Source organism: Vulcanimicrobium alpinum (assembly GCF_027923555.1).
Lineage (GTDB): Bacteria > Vulcanimicrobiota > Vulcanimicrobiia > Vulcanimicrobiales > Vulcanimicrobiaceae > Vulcanimicrobium > Vulcanimicrobium alpinum.
The window spans coordinates 847,995-861,935 of the sequence record NZ_AP025523.1 but is presented as its reverse complement, the minus strand read 5'-3'; the positions used below and the strand labels follow the sequence as shown (position 1 = coordinate 861,935).

At 68.2% G+C, this 13,941-nt stretch carries 15 protein-coding genes; 7 read left to right on the top strand and 8 right to left on the bottom strand.

Annotated features, from left to right (window positions below; genetic code table 11):
* Positions 1–306 precede the first annotated feature (306 nt).
* Positions 307–777: a Rossmann-fold NAD(P)-binding domain-containing protein gene (locus WPS_RS04265; RefSeq protein WP_317996612.1), complete on the top strand. Its 471-nt coding sequence runs from the start codon at positions 307–309 to the stop codon at positions 775–777.
* On the opposite strand, the gene msrA is transcribed toward WPS_RS04265, so the two are convergent.
* On the bottom strand, positions 737–1,384 hold the full coding sequence (gene msrA / locus WPS_RS04260; protein WP_317996611.1) for a peptide-methionine (S)-S-oxide reductase MsrA: 648 nt from the start codon (positions 1,382–1,384) through the stop codon (positions 737–739). The genes WPS_RS04265 and msrA overlap by 41 nt on opposite strands.
* 132 nt (positions 1,385–1,516) lie before the next feature.
* Between msrA and aroF the strand changes: the two genes are divergently transcribed.
* Positions 1,517–3,412, top strand: coding sequence for a 3-deoxy-7-phosphoheptulonate synthase (gene aroF, locus WPS_RS04255; protein WP_317996610.1), 1,896 nt, complete (start codon positions 1,517–1,519; stop codon positions 3,410–3,412).
* Positions 3,413–3,423: 11 nt separating this feature from the next.
* On the opposite strand, the gene WPS_RS04250 is transcribed toward aroF, so the two are convergent.
* From WPS_RS04250 to WPS_RS04240, 3 genes are all read right to left on the bottom strand, one after another.
* Positions 3,424–4,557, bottom strand: a complete 1,134-nt coding sequence (locus WPS_RS04250; protein WP_317996609.1) for an epoxide hydrolase family protein — start codon at positions 4,555–4,557, stop codon at positions 3,424–3,426.
* Between the two features lie 7 nt (positions 4,558–4,564).
* Positions 4,565–5,329, bottom strand: coding sequence for a type 1 glutamine amidotransferase domain-containing protein (locus tag WPS_RS04245; RefSeq protein WP_317996608.1), 765 nt, complete (start codon positions 5,327–5,329; stop codon positions 4,565–4,567).
* A gap of 75 nt (positions 5,330–5,404) precedes the next feature.
* The gene (locus tag WPS_RS04240; protein ID WP_317996607.1) at positions 5,405–5,743 is read right to left on the bottom strand and encodes a helix-turn-helix domain-containing protein; all 339 of its coding nucleotides are present in this window, start codon (positions 5,741–5,743) and stop codon (positions 5,405–5,407) included.
* Between the two features lie 86 nt (positions 5,744–5,829).
* On the opposite strand from WPS_RS04240, the gene WPS_RS04235 reads away from it, so the two are divergent.
* The 5 genes from WPS_RS04235 to WPS_RS04215 all read left to right on the top strand — a co-directional run bounded on the left by WPS_RS04235 (position 5,830) and on the right by WPS_RS04215 (position 9,407).
* On the top strand, positions 5,830–6,513 hold the full coding sequence (locus WPS_RS04235; protein WP_317996606.1) for a YdeI/OmpD-associated family protein: 684 nt from the start codon (positions 5,830–5,832) through the stop codon (positions 6,511–6,513).
* Positions 6,513–7,286 carry a class II aldolase/adducin family protein gene (locus WPS_RS04230; protein ID WP_317996605.1) on the top strand — a complete coding sequence of 258 codons (774 nt, stop codon included), beginning with the start codon at positions 6,513–6,515 and terminating at the stop codon, positions 7,284–7,286. Before WPS_RS04235 ends, WPS_RS04230 begins: the two co-directional genes overlap by 1 nt.
* Before the next feature lie 85 nt (positions 7,287–7,371).
* Positions 7,372–7,938 carry a hypothetical protein gene (locus WPS_RS04225; RefSeq protein ID WP_317996604.1) on the top strand — a complete coding sequence of 189 codons (567 nt, stop codon included), beginning with the start codon at positions 7,372–7,374 and terminating at the stop codon, positions 7,936–7,938.
* Positions 7,939–8,032: 94 nt separating this feature from the next.
* A complete protein-coding gene (locus WPS_RS04220; protein WP_317996603.1) occupies positions 8,033–8,575 on the top strand; it encodes a DUF427 domain-containing protein in 543 nt (180 codons plus the stop codon).
* Positions 8,529–9,407 (top strand): glutathione S-transferase family protein, encoded by an 879-nt coding sequence (locus tag WPS_RS04215; RefSeq protein WP_317997491.1) that lies wholly within the window; start codon positions 8,529–8,531, stop codon positions 9,405–9,407. Before WPS_RS04220 ends, WPS_RS04215 begins: the two co-directional genes overlap by 47 nt.
* On the opposite strand, the gene WPS_RS04210 is transcribed toward WPS_RS04215, so the two are convergent.
* From WPS_RS04210 to WPS_RS04195, 4 genes are read right to left on the bottom strand one after another with little or no spacing between them, the layout of a single operon-like run.
* The gene (locus WPS_RS04210; RefSeq protein WP_317996602.1) at positions 9,331–9,972 is read right to left on the bottom strand and encodes an LptA/OstA family protein; all 642 of its coding nucleotides are present in this window, start codon (positions 9,970–9,972) and stop codon (positions 9,331–9,333) included. The genes WPS_RS04215 and WPS_RS04210 overlap by 77 nt on opposite strands.
* A gap of 9 nt (positions 9,973–9,981) precedes the next feature.
* Positions 9,982–10,956 (bottom strand): 2-hydroxyacid dehydrogenase, encoded by a 975-nt coding sequence (locus tag WPS_RS04205; RefSeq protein ID WP_317996601.1) that lies wholly within the window; start codon positions 10,954–10,956, stop codon positions 9,982–9,984.
* The gene (locus tag WPS_RS04200; protein WP_405054927.1) at positions 10,953–12,023 is read right to left on the bottom strand and encodes a tartrate dehydrogenase; all 1,071 of its coding nucleotides are present in this window, start codon (positions 12,021–12,023) and stop codon (positions 10,953–10,955) included. Before WPS_RS04200 ends, WPS_RS04205 begins: the two co-directional genes overlap by 4 nt.
* Positions 12,020–13,927, bottom strand: a complete 1,908-nt coding sequence (locus WPS_RS04195; RefSeq protein WP_317996599.1) for a TRAP transporter large permease — start codon at positions 13,925–13,927, stop codon at positions 12,020–12,022. Before WPS_RS04195 ends, WPS_RS04200 begins: the two co-directional genes overlap by 4 nt.
* Positions 13,928–13,941 lie beyond the last annotated feature (14 nt).

Sequence of the window (13,941 nt, the reverse complement as noted above, 5' to 3'; positions counted from 1 at the left end):
GCGGCTGGGACGTCACCGTTTTCCATCGCGGCCAGACGCCGAACCCGAACGCGGGCGTCCGCGAGATCCTGGGCGACCGCGCGCGCGATCTCGACCGGCTCGAGGGCCGCTGGGACGCGGTGGTGGACCTGTGCGGCTATCAGCCCGCGACGTCGCTGCCTCGGCCGGCACCTGCGCGAGCGGGCCGGCTGCTACGCGTTCATCAGCAGCGTCAGCGTCGGCGGCGACGACGCGCTCTCCGAAACGGCGGCGCGGCGGCAGCTTCCGGCGCCGGAGCCGCCCTATACGCCGGAGCTGTTCGGCGAGATGAAGGCCGGCTGCGAGGACGAGGTGGTGCGACGCTGGGGCGAGCGCGCGCTGATCGTCCGACCCGGCCTGATCGTCGGACCCGACGATCACACGGACCGCTTCGGCTACTGGGTGCGGCGGCTCGCCGCGGGCGGCGACGTCCTCGCGCCTGCACCGGGGACGTTCCGCGCGCGCTTCATCGACGCCGGCGACGAGGCGTTTCTCCTCGCGCAGGGCGTCGATCCGTGGATCGAGCTCCCGCTGTGGGTCCCGGGCGACACGCTGCTCGACCGGGTCTCGTGCGAGGCCGCAATCGCCGCCGGACTGCGCTTCACCCCGATCGACGCGACGCTCGCGGCGACGCTGGCTTGGGAACGGCGCAGCGGCGCGCGGCGCGCCTCGCTCGCGCCGGAGCGCGAGCGCGCGCTGCTCGCCGCGTGGCGCGCAGCTACGACTTCGTCAGCCGAAGCGCCACCGCGTTCGCTTTGAGCAGCTGCGGATAGCGCTTGCGCAACGCTTCGAGTTTCGGCTTGTCGTTGAAGACGATGTAGCCGTTGTCGGGATTGCGTTCGGCGAAGTGCTGATGGTACGACTCCGCCGGATAGAAGGCGGTGAACTTCACGACCTTGGTGACGATCGGAGCGCGAAACGTCTTCTCGTCGGTGAGCTTCTTGATCGTCTGCTCGGCGACGCGGCGCTGTTCGTCGGACGTGTAGAAGATCGACGAGCGGTACTGCGGGCCGTCGTCGGGGCCTTGCCGGTTGAGCTCCGTCGGATCGTGCGCGACGGCGAAGTACACGTCGAGCAGTTGCGCGTACGAGATCTGCGCGGGGTCGTAGGTGATCTCGACCGATTCGGCATGACCGGTCATCCCGGTGCTGACGATCTCGTAGTGCGCGGTCATCGCGTTGCCCCCGGAAAAGCCCGAGACCACGCTGGTGACGCCGCGCAGGGACTCGAACACCGCCTCCATCCCCCAGAAACAGCCGCCGGCGAGGACGGCTTTCTCGGTGTGGACGGGGGGTGCGGCAACGGCCGCGACCGGCGCCGCGAGGACGCTCAGCGCCGCGAGCAGGGCGGCAAATCGGGTGATCATGGGCGCAACCATAGCATGGGGAGAACGCGCCGGACCGTAAGCCGGATGACGTTGCGAGGTTGACGCGGTGCCCCCGGGCGTGGCAAGATCACACGGACATGGCCGTGACGTCGTGGTTTTACCGCTATTTTTATGCCGAGTGCGCAGCGCTCCGGCGCGGTAGGCCTTTGCCGTAACGGGTCTTCACGGACTGCCAGCAGCAAGAGCCCCTCGCCGAGCGAGGGGCTCTTTTTACAAGGGAGCGAGATGACCAGCGCGCAGACCCTGCCCGACGGGCAGACCACCCCGACACTGACGATGACCGCGGCCTTCGAGGGCATCGAGGGCTCGTATTCGCATGGGGTGCTCGATGCGTACGCCGCGCGCCGCGGCGTGATCTTCACCCCGCTGGGCTGCGCGTCGTACCGCGCGGTGGCGCAGGCGGTCTTCAGCGGGCGTGCCGACGTCGGTCTGCTCCCGGTCGACAACGCCATCGCCGGGACGATCCGCGAGGGCTACGACACCCTGGCCGAATACGAGCTCGACCTGCTCGCCGAGATCACGATGCGCATGGAGCATCGGCTGCTCGGCGTGCCGGGTGCGACGATCGCGGGTTTGCGGGAAATCGATTCGCACCCGGTCGTGCTCGCCGAGTGCGGGCGATTTCTCGCGACGCTCCCCGAGGTGCGCCGCGTGCCGGTCCCCGATACCGGGATCGCGGCGCGCGACGTCGCCGCCGCCGGCGATCCGTCGCGCGGCGCGATCGCGTCGAGCGACGCCGCGAAACGCTACGGTCTGATCGAACTCGCCACCACGATCGCCGACCATCCCGACAATTTCACCCGCTTCATCCTCTTCCGCGCCCCGAACGCCCGCGGGCTCGCCGCCGAGTTTGAACCGGCGCAGAACGTCAGCAACCGGAAGACCTCGCTCGTGTTCGCGGTCCTTGATTCGCCGGGCGCGCTCGGGCGCTGTCTGTCGATTTTCGGAACGCACGGACTCAACGTCTCGAAGCTCGATTCGAAGTCGCGTCTGGGCGCCTCGGATCAGTATGCATTCTACGCCGACGTCGACGGCGACGTGCGCGAGCCCCGGTTCGTCGACGCGCTCAAAGAGCTGCGTAGCGTCATCGCGACACTGCACGTCATCGGCACCTACGACGCGGCGACTGCGCCGCCGCGCGTGCGGCGCGAGCCGGCGGTGGTCGTCGACGACGCGCCGCCGGTCGTGCCGAAGCCGGCGAAGGTGTCGTTCCCGAAAGCGCAGCGCCAGGATCCCGACGTGCGGTCGCGCGTGATGGTCGGGAACGTCGCGATCGGCGACGGCGCGTTCGTGGTGATCGGCGGCCCGTGCAGCGTCGAGTCGCGCGAGCAGATCCTCGCGACCGCCGAAGCCGTGTCGGCCGCGGGCGGCGTGATGCTGCGCGGCGGCGCGTTCAAGCCGCGCACGTCGCCCTACGCGTTTCAGGGACTGGGCTGGGAAGGCGTCGCGCTGCTCGCCGAAGCGTCGCGCGCGACCGGACTCCCGATCGTCTCCGAGGTAATGAGCATCGAACAGGTCGAGCGAATGGCGGCTTCGGTCGATCTGCTGCAGATCGGCGCGCGCAACATGCAGAACTTCGACTTGCTCAAAGCGATCGGAAAGACGGAGCGTCCGGTGCTGCTCAAGCGGGGAATGGCGGCAACGATCGACGAGCTGCTCGCCGCCGCCGAGTACATCATGAGCGAGGGCAACCCGAACGTGATCCTCTGCGAGCGCGGGATCCGCACGTTCGAGACGGCGACGCGCAACACGCTCGACCTCTCGGCGGTCCCGGTGCTGCGCGAGCGCACGCACCTGCCGGTGATCGTCGATCCGTCGCACGCCGTCGGCGTGCGGCGCTGGATCGCCCCGCTGTGCCGCGCGGCCAAAGCCGTCGGCGCCCACGGTCTGCTCCTCGAAGTGCACCCGAATCCCGCCGAGGCGCGCTGCGACGGCGACCAAGCCCTCACATTCAGCGACTTCCGCACGATCGTCGCCGATCTCGAACGCATCCCGCTCCCGGCCTAGTCACGCGGTGCTCAGCGTGACGGAGCGGTCCGTGCCGGGGCGAAGGTTGCGATGAGATCGTCGGCGACGAGGCGGGGCTCTTCCCATTCGAGGAAATGGCCGCCGCGGTCGATCTTCGTCCAGCGCACCACGTTGTACTGACGCGCAGCCCATTCACGCGGCGTCGGAAACAAGTCGCGATCGGACATCAGCATCGCGGTGGGTACGTCGACGTGTCCGTATGCCAGCGTCGCGCGCGCCGTTTCGTAATAGAGGCGCATCGACGAATTGATCGTCTGCGTCGCCCAATAGATCGTCAGGTTCGTCAGGAGCTGGTCGAACGTGAACCGCGAGCCGAGGTCGCCGCCGTCGTCGCTCCAGCGCCAGAACTTCTCCACGATCCACGACGCCAACCCGGCCGGCGAGTCGTTCAGCGCGACCGCGACGGTCTGAGGCTTGCTCGAATGCATCATCGCATAGGCCATCTCGGTTTGGTTCCATCGCTGCGCGTCGGCGACGAACGTCTGCTCCGCAGGCGAAAGATCGTCGGGGACGTACCCGATGTACGGGTTCGTTCCGGAGAGGTGCAGGCCGATGAGGACGCCGGGATCGTCGAGCGCCATCTGCTGCAGAACGCCGGCACCCAAGTCGCTGCTGCGCGCCCCGAAGCGCGCGTAGCCGAGCGACGCCATGAGCATGACGAACGCACCGGCGATCCGTCCGACGTGCATTCCCGGCGTGCGCGACGGCGGCGAGAAACCGAATCCCGGCAGCGACGGGACGACGACGTGAAAGTACGGCGTGAGCAGCGGGACGATGTCGAGCATCTGCACGAACGTGCTCGGCCAGCCGTGCAGCATCAGGAGCGGGATCGCATCGGGTGCACTGCTGCGCGCATGCATCGTGTGAATTGCCAGACCGTCGACCGTCACGATCGCGTGCTCGAAGCCGTTGATCCGTTGCTCCTGCGCGCGCCAATCGAAGCCGTCGCGCCAGTGGACGACCAGTTCGCGCAAATAGGTCTCGTCGGTGCCGTACGCCCAACCTGCGCCGTCGATCGCATCCGGCCAGCGCGTGCGCGCCAGGCGCGCACGCATCTCCGCCAGCACCGGTTCGTCGATCGACACCGAGAAGGGCCGTACCGCGGGACTCTCCTGCGCGCGCATCGCGCGGTCAGGCTCCGAGCGCGGCGACGATCGCGCGCGCGACGTTCCGGCCGGAGTATTGCTGCTGGCCGGTGATCAGGCGGCCGTCGCGCACCACGAACTGTTTGAAGAGTCCGCCCTGCACGTAGTTCGCGCCGCGCGCCCGTAACGCGTCTTCGATGCGCCACGGCATCACCGTCGCGCCGACGTACGCGTCGGAATAGTCTTCCTCAACGTTCGCAAAACCGGTGACCGTCTTGCCGGTGACGAGATACGAGCCGTCGCTGAGCGTGCAGTCGACCAGCGCCGCGGTTCCGTGGCAGTACGCCGCGACGACGCGATTCGATTCGTAGAACGTTCGGATCGCGTGATGCAGCGCCGCGTCGTCGCGAAAGCTGAACATCGGCGACTGTCCCCCCGCGATCGCAAGGGCATCATACCGGGTTAAGTCGAGCGTGCCGAGCGCCGGCGTGCGTTCCAGCAGCGGCGCCGAGATGGGCGAGGTGAGAAAGCCCAGCGAGAGGATGTCGCCGATCGACCACTTCGACGCGTCGCGCGGATCGCTGAAGCCGTCGACCTCCACCTTCCCGCCCTTCGGACTGGCGACAGTAACGTCGAACCCGGCTTCCGTGAACTCGTACCACGGGTGGGCAAGTTCTGCGGCCCAGAACCCGACGGGGTACTGCAGCGTCGGGTGCATCCCGGCATTGGCGACGACTATCAAGATGCGCTTGGGTGCGAACGTATCGAGCCGGACGGTGTGGTTGGCGGCGAGATCGGCGGATGCGGCCATCGGGTGTGTTCCTCGCGGATGGTGATCTGAGGGAAGGATACGGCCGCGGGCCGCACGTGACCACGTGAGAAAATATCAAGGTTTGGGCGGCGGCTCGCTTCTCGACGGCGCCCCGGCGGGCGGGTTCACGAAGACCGCGGCGGCAAGGCGGTGCAGTTCGCGACGGTCGCGGGCGTCGAGCGCGAGCGCGTCGGCAATCGCGTCGAGCGTCTTCGTCGAGACGCCGGAGGCCCGCCCCGTCTCGATCAGGACGTACCATTTCGCGGTGATCTGCGCGCGGCGCGCGACGTCTTCGCGCGAGAGGCCGGGACCGCGTCGCGCGCGCGTCTGCGAGACTGGGAGCGCGCGCTCGCGCCGGTCGCGCAGAAACGCCTTGAGCGCCGCGCGCGCATCGGCCTTGTTCGCGTCGTCCACGGTTCCGTAACCGTACCAGCCGCGGGCGCGCCGGGCATCTCCACAAAAGTTGTAGCCCTTCGCCCAGCGACCGGGTCACCATCCGCATGACGGACCTACCCCCGTCGGCGAAACGCCGGCTCGAGCAGTATCCGCGCGTGACGATCCGCAGCCGAGCGGCGTGGCGGAGATGGCTGGCGCAGCACCACGCCGACTCGGGACCGATCTGGCTGGTGACCTACAAACGGAGCACCGGCTCGTCGTACGTTCCCTACGGCGACGTCGTCGACGAAGCGCTTTGCTTCGGCTGGGTCGACAGCCTGCCGCGCACCCTCGACGACGAGCGCACGATGCGGCTCTTCTCGCCGCGCAAACCCGGCTCGCCGTGGTCGCAGATCAATAAGCGGCGGGTCGCGGCGCTCATCGCGCAAGGGCGGATGACGCCGGCCGGGCTGGCGATGGTCGACGCCGCGAAGCGCGACGGGTCGTGGTCGTCGTACGATGCCATCGAATCGCTGTCCGTCCCCGACGATCTCGCCGCGGCGCTGCGACGCAGCCCCCAAGCGCGCGGCTACTTCGAGGCCTTTCCGCCGAGCACGAAAAAGGCGATCTTCCGGTGGATCGCGAGCGCCAAAACCGATGCGACGCGCGCGAAACGCGTCGCCGAAACCGTGCGTCTGGCGGCGCAGAACATCCGCGCCAACCAGTACCGCCAGCCAAAGGGGGCATCCGCGGCGCGGGGAGGCCGCGGGGCAGCGCACGAAGCCTCCTGCTCCCGAGGAGGTGCCTGATGGCGGTTGCCGCTCCCCACACCGGTTCCGATCTGCGGTCGCGCGTCAGCGACGAGGAGTGGCGGGTTCGCGTCGACCTCGCCGCGGCGTATCGCCTCGTCGCACACTACGGGTGGGACGATCTCATCTTCACGCACATCTCGGCGCGCGTCCCCCACACCGACCATCACTTTCTGATCAACCCGTACGGTCAGCTCTTCTCCGAGATCAGCGCGTCGACTCTGGTCAAGATCGATCTCGACGGGAACATCGTGGAACCGACGCCCTACATCGTCAACCCGGCGGGCTTCACGATCCACAGCGCCATCCATGCGGCACGCGAGGAAGTCGCCTGCGTGCTGCACCTGCACACGGTCGCGGGCGTCGCGGTCTCCGCGCAAGAGCATGGGCTGCTCCCGATCAACCAGACCGCGATGCTGCTCAACGGTCAGATCGCGCACCACGAATACGAAGGCGTCGCGCTCGAACTCGACGAGCGGCCGCGGCTGGTCGCCGATCTCGGCACCAAAAACGCGATGCTGCTGCGCAATCACGGCACGCTCACCTGCGGCACCACGATCGCCGACGCGTTCCTGACGATGTACTTCTTCGAGCGGGCATGCGCGACGCAGATCGCGACCCTGGCCGGCGGAGCGGAACTGCACTGGCCGGTCGAATCCGTCCAGGAGGTCGTCCGGCGCCAGGTAGGCGGCGGTGTGGGCCCGGTCGCGCAGCTCGCTTGGAGCGCCTTGCGGCGGATGCTCGACGCCAAGGACCCCGGGTACGCAGCATAGCCCTCGCTTGTTCCCAGCGATTTCCCAGGATTTTCAGGAGACTCGGTACGTTTCCGAGTCATCACCCAAGGAGGAGCACTTATTCATGAATCCCCACACCCTCGTCCGCGCCGCCGCGGCGGCCGCGATCCTGGCCCTGCCGACCGCTGCGCTGGCGGCGCCGGACAACAATTCCAACGCGAACCAATGCGTGCAATGGAACAATCAGGGTCAATGCGTGCGCTGGAGCAACGGCCAGTGGAACAACGGCCAGTGGAACAACGGGCAGTACAACAACAGACAGTGGCAGGGACAGGGACGCCATCGCGATCGTGACGACGAAGACGATAACGATCGGGGCAACGAGGGTCACCACTACGGCTGGAACCACGGCCGGGGCAATCCGCACCGCAACGGCAACTACGGCGGTTACGGCGGCTACGGCAACAACAACGGGAACCAGACGCTGAGCGCGACGGTCGCGTCGTTCTCGCCGTACAACCTGTACCTCACCAACGGCACGCACGTGGCGCTGCACGACGGCACCGTGATCAATCCGACCGGGACGAACCTCACCGGCGGGCAACGCGTGCGCATCTACGGCTACTGGAACGGCAACACGTTCAACGCCAACGAAATCGACGTGGTCGGCAACAACTGGTATCAGCGCTGACCGCTGACCCATCGGTAGGAAGTCCGGTACGCGGCCGGTAGGAGCAAGGATGCGCTCCCGCCGGCCGCCTTCGTCTTCCGAACTCGTCGCGCTCGTGCAGGCTGCGCGCGTACACGCCGGCGGACGGCCGCCGGCATCGCGCATCATCGTCCCCGGCCCCGGTCAAGAATCGGTCTGGGATTTCCCGCGGCCGCCGCGCGTCGAGTCCGTCGCGCTGCCGGTACGCGTCGAACTCGGCGGCGTCACGATAGCACGAACGACGCGCGCGCTGCGGATCGTCGAAACGGCCGGCGCGCCGTGCTATTATCTCCCGCCCGACGACTGCGACCTCGGCGCGCTGCGGCGCACCGAGCACTGGACCGTTTGCGAGTGGAAGGGCGCGGCGTACGCATACGACGTGCGCGCCGGCGGCCGCACGGCCGCGCACGGCGCGTGGAGCTATCCCGCACCGCTGACGGATTTGGGGATGGGATACGAGCGCGTCGCCGGGTGGTTCGCGTTCTACGCCTCGCGGATGGACGCGTGCTTCCTTGGCGACGAACGGGTCCGCTCGCAGCCCGGCGGTTTCTACGGCGGTTGGGTGACGCAGAATCTCACCGGCCCGATCAAGGGCGAACCGGGAACGGAAGGCTGGTAGACAGTCCGAGGACGGCCGCTTCGTCCGCCAGCAGGACGCGTTCCGCCGGTGGATCTCCGCGGACGGAAACTCCGGACTCCCGGCGAGCGCGGGACGCTATCACCTCTACGTCTCGCTGGCGTGTCCATGGGCGCACCGCACGATCATCGTCCGCCGCCTCAAGGGGCTCGAGGACGCAATCGCGATGTCGGTCGTCGACCCGATCCGCGACGAATCGGGCTGGGCGTTTCGCGATGTTCCCGGCGCGACGCCGGATCCGGCCAACGGTTTCACCTATCTCGCCGAGGCGTATCGCGCGACTGACCCGCACTATCACGGGCGGGTGACCGTTCCGGTGCTGTGGGACACGCACGCGCACGCGATCGTCAGCAACTCCGACGACGACATCATGCGCATGTTCGAAACCGAGTTCGACGCGTTCGCGCGAAAGCCCGAACTCGCTCTCTATCCGGTCTCGCTGCGCGGCGAGATCGATGCGCTCAACGACGCGATCTACGAAACGATCGACGACGGCGTCTATCGTGCGGGCTTCGCATCCTCGCAGGCGGCGAACGAGAGCACCGCCTACCGGGTCTTCGAGACCCTCGACGCACTCGACGCGCGGCTGGCCGGCTCACGCTATCTTTTCGGCGCCGCGCCGGTGGAGACAGCTTGGCGCCTCTTCGTCACGCTGATCCGCTTCGATGCCGTCTATCACGGCCATTTCAAGTGCAACCTGCGCCGCATCGTCGACTACCGCGCACAACAGCTGACCGTTAGCGTTTCGGCGACGGCGACGGGTTCGGCGACGGGTTGGGCGCGGCGGACGGGCTCGTCGTCGCCGGACGGGTGATCGTGACCGGCGATCCGACGGCAGTCGTCTCGCCCTTCTTCAAGTCGAGGTCGATCGTCGCGCCGTGCACGATCGTCGCGTTTTCGACGACGGTGACGTCGCCTTCGAGGTGCAGCGTGCGGCTCTTGCGGTTGTAGAGCATCGTGTCGGCGCTCGCGTGGCGCGTGGTCGCGTCGTACTTCGGATGGCCCGTCGCGCGGTAGGTGTCGGCCTTGCCGTCGATGTCGAGCTGGTCGCAGGTGAGCGTCGCGGGTTCCGCCTTGGGGCCCTGCGGGCTCGCCTTTCCGCCGGCGTCGTGGACGCGCACGTTGCCGCGCAGCTGCGCGCGGCCGTCGCGGACGTTCCCGCTCGCGCCGTCGGCGGCCGCCTCGAGCCCCGGCCGCCGGATCGTGACGTGCGCGGGGACCGCGAACGCGCCGGTACCCAAATTGTAGTTGAACGTGCTCGCCTCGACGGAATAGAACGGGCCGCCGAAGCGCGACGCCGCGGCGCTCGCGACGGCCACGGACACGCACGCGAACGTGCACACGGAGAGCGCGACGGCGCGCCGCGGTGCAAAGGGCATCCAAACGTCCTACTCGCTGGGGCGGCCGAAGCCTTCCACCGCCGTGAGCAGCGGCTTGCCGTCCAAGTACGCGATCACGTTCTCGGCGGCGACCATCGCCATCCGGGTGCGCGTCTCGACGGTCGCGCTTCCGACGTGCGGGACGATCAGCACGTCGTCGCGGCCGACGAGCGGATGATCGTGCGGCAACGGTTCCGGATCGGTCACGTCGAGCGCGGCGCCCGCGATCTGCTTCGCCTCGAGCGCGTGCAGCAAGGCCGCGGTGTCGGCGACGGCGCCGCGCGCGACGTTGACGAAGACGGCGCTCGGCTTCATCGCGGCGAACGCCTGCGCGTCGAACATCCCGCGTGTCTGCGGCGTGAGCGGGACGAGCGCGACGACGCAGTCGGCCTCGCCGAGCAGGGCGGAGAAGGTGCGATAGGCGTTTCCGTTCGCGGCGTCGTCGCTGCGCGGCGTGCGATTCGCGTAGATCACCCGCATCCCGCTTACGCGCGCGCGGCGTGCGAGCGCGCTGCCGATGTCGCCGAGACCGACGATCCCGAGCGTTGCGCCGTCCAGGTCGCGGCCGAACGGCATGTCGCCGTGCTGCAGCCAGCGGCCGTCGCGCACCCAATTGATCCCGCGCGCGATTCCGCGCATCGCCGCGATCACGAGCAGGTACGAAATGTCGGCGACCGCTTCGATGAGCGAACCGCGCGAGTTGGTGAACGCGATGCCGCGCCGGTGCAGTTCGGCCAGGTCGACGTTGTCGTAGCCCACCGACTGCGTCGCGATCAGTCGCACCCCGGGCAGACCGTCGAGAAGGTCGCCGGTCAGCTTCACGCCCGATCCGATCAGCAGCGCCTGCGCGGTCTCGACCGACATCGGCCATGTCGCGCGCGGGCGATCGATGATGTCGAACACGTGCGCGTGCCGTTCGAGCGCGGCGCGCACCGACGGCGGCAGCGCGATCGCAGTCGCGACCGCAGGCGGAACGCCGTTCATCGTGCGCTCGCGACCGCCTCGGCGATCGCGGTGCCGACCTCGATCGTGTTCGCCGTTCCGCCGGCGTCGCGCGTGCGCGGCCCGGTGGTGAGGACGCCTTCGATCGCCGCCATCACCGCCGCGGCGGCGTCGGCGTGGCCGAGGTGCTCGAGCATCATCGCGCCCGACCAGATCTGTCCGATCGGGTTCGCGATCCCGCGCCCGGCGATGTCGGGTGCCGAGCCGTGCACGGGTTCGAACAGCGAGGGAAAGGCACGCTCGGGATTCAGGTTAGCCGACGGTGCGATCCCGATCGTGCCGGTGACGCCCGGCCCCAGATCGGAGAGGATGTCGCCGAACAGATTCGACCCGACGACGACGTCGAACCAGTCGGGGTGCTGGACGAAGTGCGCGGTCAGGATGTCGATGTGGTACTGATCGGTCCGCACGTCGGGGTACTCGTCGGCGACGGCGCGCACGCGTTCGTCCCAGAACGGCATCGTGATCGCGATCCCGTTCGATTTCGTCGCCGAGGTGAGGTGCTTCTTCGGACGCGAGCGCGCGAGTTCGAACGCGTAGCGCAGGATGCGGTCGACGCCGCGACGCGTGAAGATCGATTCCTGGACGACGACCTCGTCGTCGGTCCCCTCGAACATCCGGCCGCCGATCGAGCTGTATTCGCCCTCGGTGTTCTCGCGCACGATCCAGAAGTCGATCTCGCCCGGCGCGCGGCCGGCGAGCGGCGAGGGAATCCCCGGCATCAGCCGCACCGGGCGCAAGTTCACGTACTGCTGAAAGCCGCGCCGCATCGGGATGAGCAGGCCCCACAGGGAGACGTGATCGGGGACGTTCGGAAATCCGACCGCGCCGAAGAAGATCGCGTCGTGGCTGCGGATTTGCGCGAGCCCGTCTTCGGGCATCATCGCACCCGTCTCGGCGTACCGCTCGCAGCTCCAGTCGAACGACTCCCACGCAAAATCGATCCCGAAGCGGCGGCCGGCCGCTTCGAGGACGCGAATCCCCTCGGGGACCACTTCCTTGCCGATCCCGTCGCCCGGGATGACGGCGATGCGATGCGTTGCCATCAGCGCTGATTCGCCGGCAAGAAGCCGAGCGAGATCCAGGGGACGTACGCGATCACGAGCAGGCCGACGAGCAGAACGCCGAGATACGGGAGGATCGGAAACACCGCGTGTTCGGGTTCGGCCTTGCCGATCGCGCACGCGCTGAAGAACCCGATCCCCAGCGGCGGCGAGAACAGCCCGACGCCCATCGCGAGCACCGCGACGATCGCGTAATGCACCTCGTTAATCCCCGCCGCTTTTGCGACCGGGAAGAGCAGCGGACCGAACAGCACCATCGCCGGAATCCCTTCGAGCACCGACCCGAGCACGATGAACAGCACGATCGAGAGCAGCATGATCCCGCCCTTGCCGCCCGGAGCGTGGCTGAGGATGTCGGCGAGCTGCTGCGCGAACCCCGACTGCGTCAGCGCCCAGCCCATCGCCGTCGCCGTCGCGATGATCAGCAGGATCGCGCCGGCGAGCGCCACGGTGTCGACGAGCGTCGGATAGAGCGACCGCCACTTGAACTCGCGGTAGACGAGAACGCCGACCAGCAGCGTGTAGATGATCCCGACGACGCTCACCTCGGTCGCGGTCGCGATTCCGGTGACGACGAAATACCGGATCAGCAGCGGAAGCAGCAGCCCGGGAACCGCGACGAACAGCGTCCGTCCGATCACGCTGAGCGGCGCGCGCTGCGAGACGCTTTCGTTTTGGCGGTGCGCCTTCCAGAGCGCGAGCGCGATCAGGAAGATCGAGCACACGACCGCGGGCAGCAGCCCGGCGGTGAAGAGCGCCGCGATCGAGACGCCGGTAACCGAGCCGATGATGATGAGCACCAGGCTCGGCGGGATCGTCTCCGCCATCGCGCCCGACGTCGCGAGCAGCGCGATCATGTCGGTGCGCTTCTGCCCGCGCTTCACCATATCGGGGAAGAGCACCGGGGCCACCGCCGCCATGTCGGCGATCTTCGAACCAGAGATCCCGGAGACCAGATACATCGCCGCGACGAGCACGATCGACAGCCCGCCGCGAAAGTGTCCGACCAGGCTCGCGAGCGCCTCGACCAGCCGGCGTGCGATCCCCGCGGTCTCCATCAGCAAGCCCAGGAAGATGAAGAGCGGAACGGCGAGCAGGACGAGGTTGGAGACGCCTTCGCTCATCCGCTGGACGACGATGTCCGGCTGGACGGTGGTGACGACGAGGACGTAACTGAGCGTCCCCAGGCCGAAGCTGAACGCGATCGGCACCCCGATCGCGACGCACGCGCCGACGAGCAGGAAGAAAAAGATCACGAGGTTGAGGTTGCCGAGCCCCGCGAACGCGCCGCGCGCCAAATAGACTCCGGCGCCGATCACGATCGCCGCGAGCAGCACCGGTCCGACCACCCGCAGATCGGTCTCGGCCATCCGCAGCAGCGCGATGATCAGGATGAGCGAGAGCGCGATGATGATCGAGAGGACGACGTACGACTGCGGGATCTGCAGCGCCGGGGTGAGGTTGTCGCGCTCCTGATTGAGAAAGCGCAGCGACGCCGGCATGAGCACCGCGACGAACAGCGCGACGACGACCGACGAGATCGCGTTGAGGTACTCGGCGACGCGCGGCGACGCGCGGCGCACCAGCACCGAGAGCCGGATGTGTTCGTCACGGCGGTAGGCGACCACCGAACCGAGCATCGCCAGCCACAGGAAGATGATCGACCCGAGCTCGTCGGTCCACACCAGCGGACGGCCCAGCACGTAGCGCGTGAACACGCCGCTGGCGAGGATGACCACTTCGACCACGACCAGCAGTGCGGCGATCGGTTCGACGACGGCGCCGATCGCGCGATCGACGGCCCCCGTCCAGCCGAGCCGGTAGCGGTGAGAACGGGAGTGAACGACCTCTTGCGCGCTCTCGACCGTGACGACGGCGGCGTCAGCCATGCGATTCGATCACG

Bases quoted from the DNA above. Each gene is read 5' to 3' on its own strand.
- WPS_RS04265 (WP_317996612.1), top strand. From the start codon at position 307: ATGAAGGCCGGCTGCGAGGACGAGGTGGTGCGACGCTGGGGCGAGCGC.
- msrA (WP_317996611.1), bottom strand. From the start codon at position 1,384: ATGATCACCCGATTTGCCGCCCTGCTCGCGGCGCTGAGCGTCCTCGCG.
- aroF (WP_317996610.1), top strand. From the start codon at position 1,517: ATGCCGAGTGCGCAGCGCTCCGGCGCGGTAGGCCTTTGCCGTAACGGG.
- WPS_RS04250 (WP_317996609.1), bottom strand. From the start codon at position 4,557: ATGCGCGCGCAGGAGAGTCCCGCGGTACGGCCCTTCTCGGTGTCGATC.
- WPS_RS04245 (WP_317996608.1), bottom strand. From the start codon at position 5,329: ATGGCCGCATCCGCCGATCTCGCCGCCAACCACACCGTCCGGCTCGAT.
- WPS_RS04235 (WP_317996606.1), top strand. From the start codon at position 5,830: ATGACGGACCTACCCCCGTCGGCGAAACGCCGGCTCGAGCAGTATCCG.
- WPS_RS04230 (WP_317996605.1), top strand. From the start codon at position 6,513: ATGGCGGTTGCCGCTCCCCACACCGGTTCCGATCTGCGGTCGCGCGTC.
- WPS_RS04225 (WP_317996604.1), top strand. From the start codon at position 7,372: ATGAATCCCCACACCCTCGTCCGCGCCGCCGCGGCGGCCGCGATCCTG.
- WPS_RS04210 (WP_317996602.1), bottom strand. From the start codon at position 9,972: ATGCCCTTTGCACCGCGGCGCGCCGTCGCGCTCTCCGTGTGCACGTTC.
- WPS_RS04205 (WP_317996601.1), bottom strand. From the start codon at position 10,956: ATGAACGGCGTTCCGCCTGCGGTCGCGACTGCGATCGCGCTGCCGCCG.
- WPS_RS04195 (WP_317996599.1), bottom strand. From the start codon at position 13,927: ATGGCTGACGCCGCCGTCGTCACGGTCGAGAGCGCGCAAGAGGTCGTT.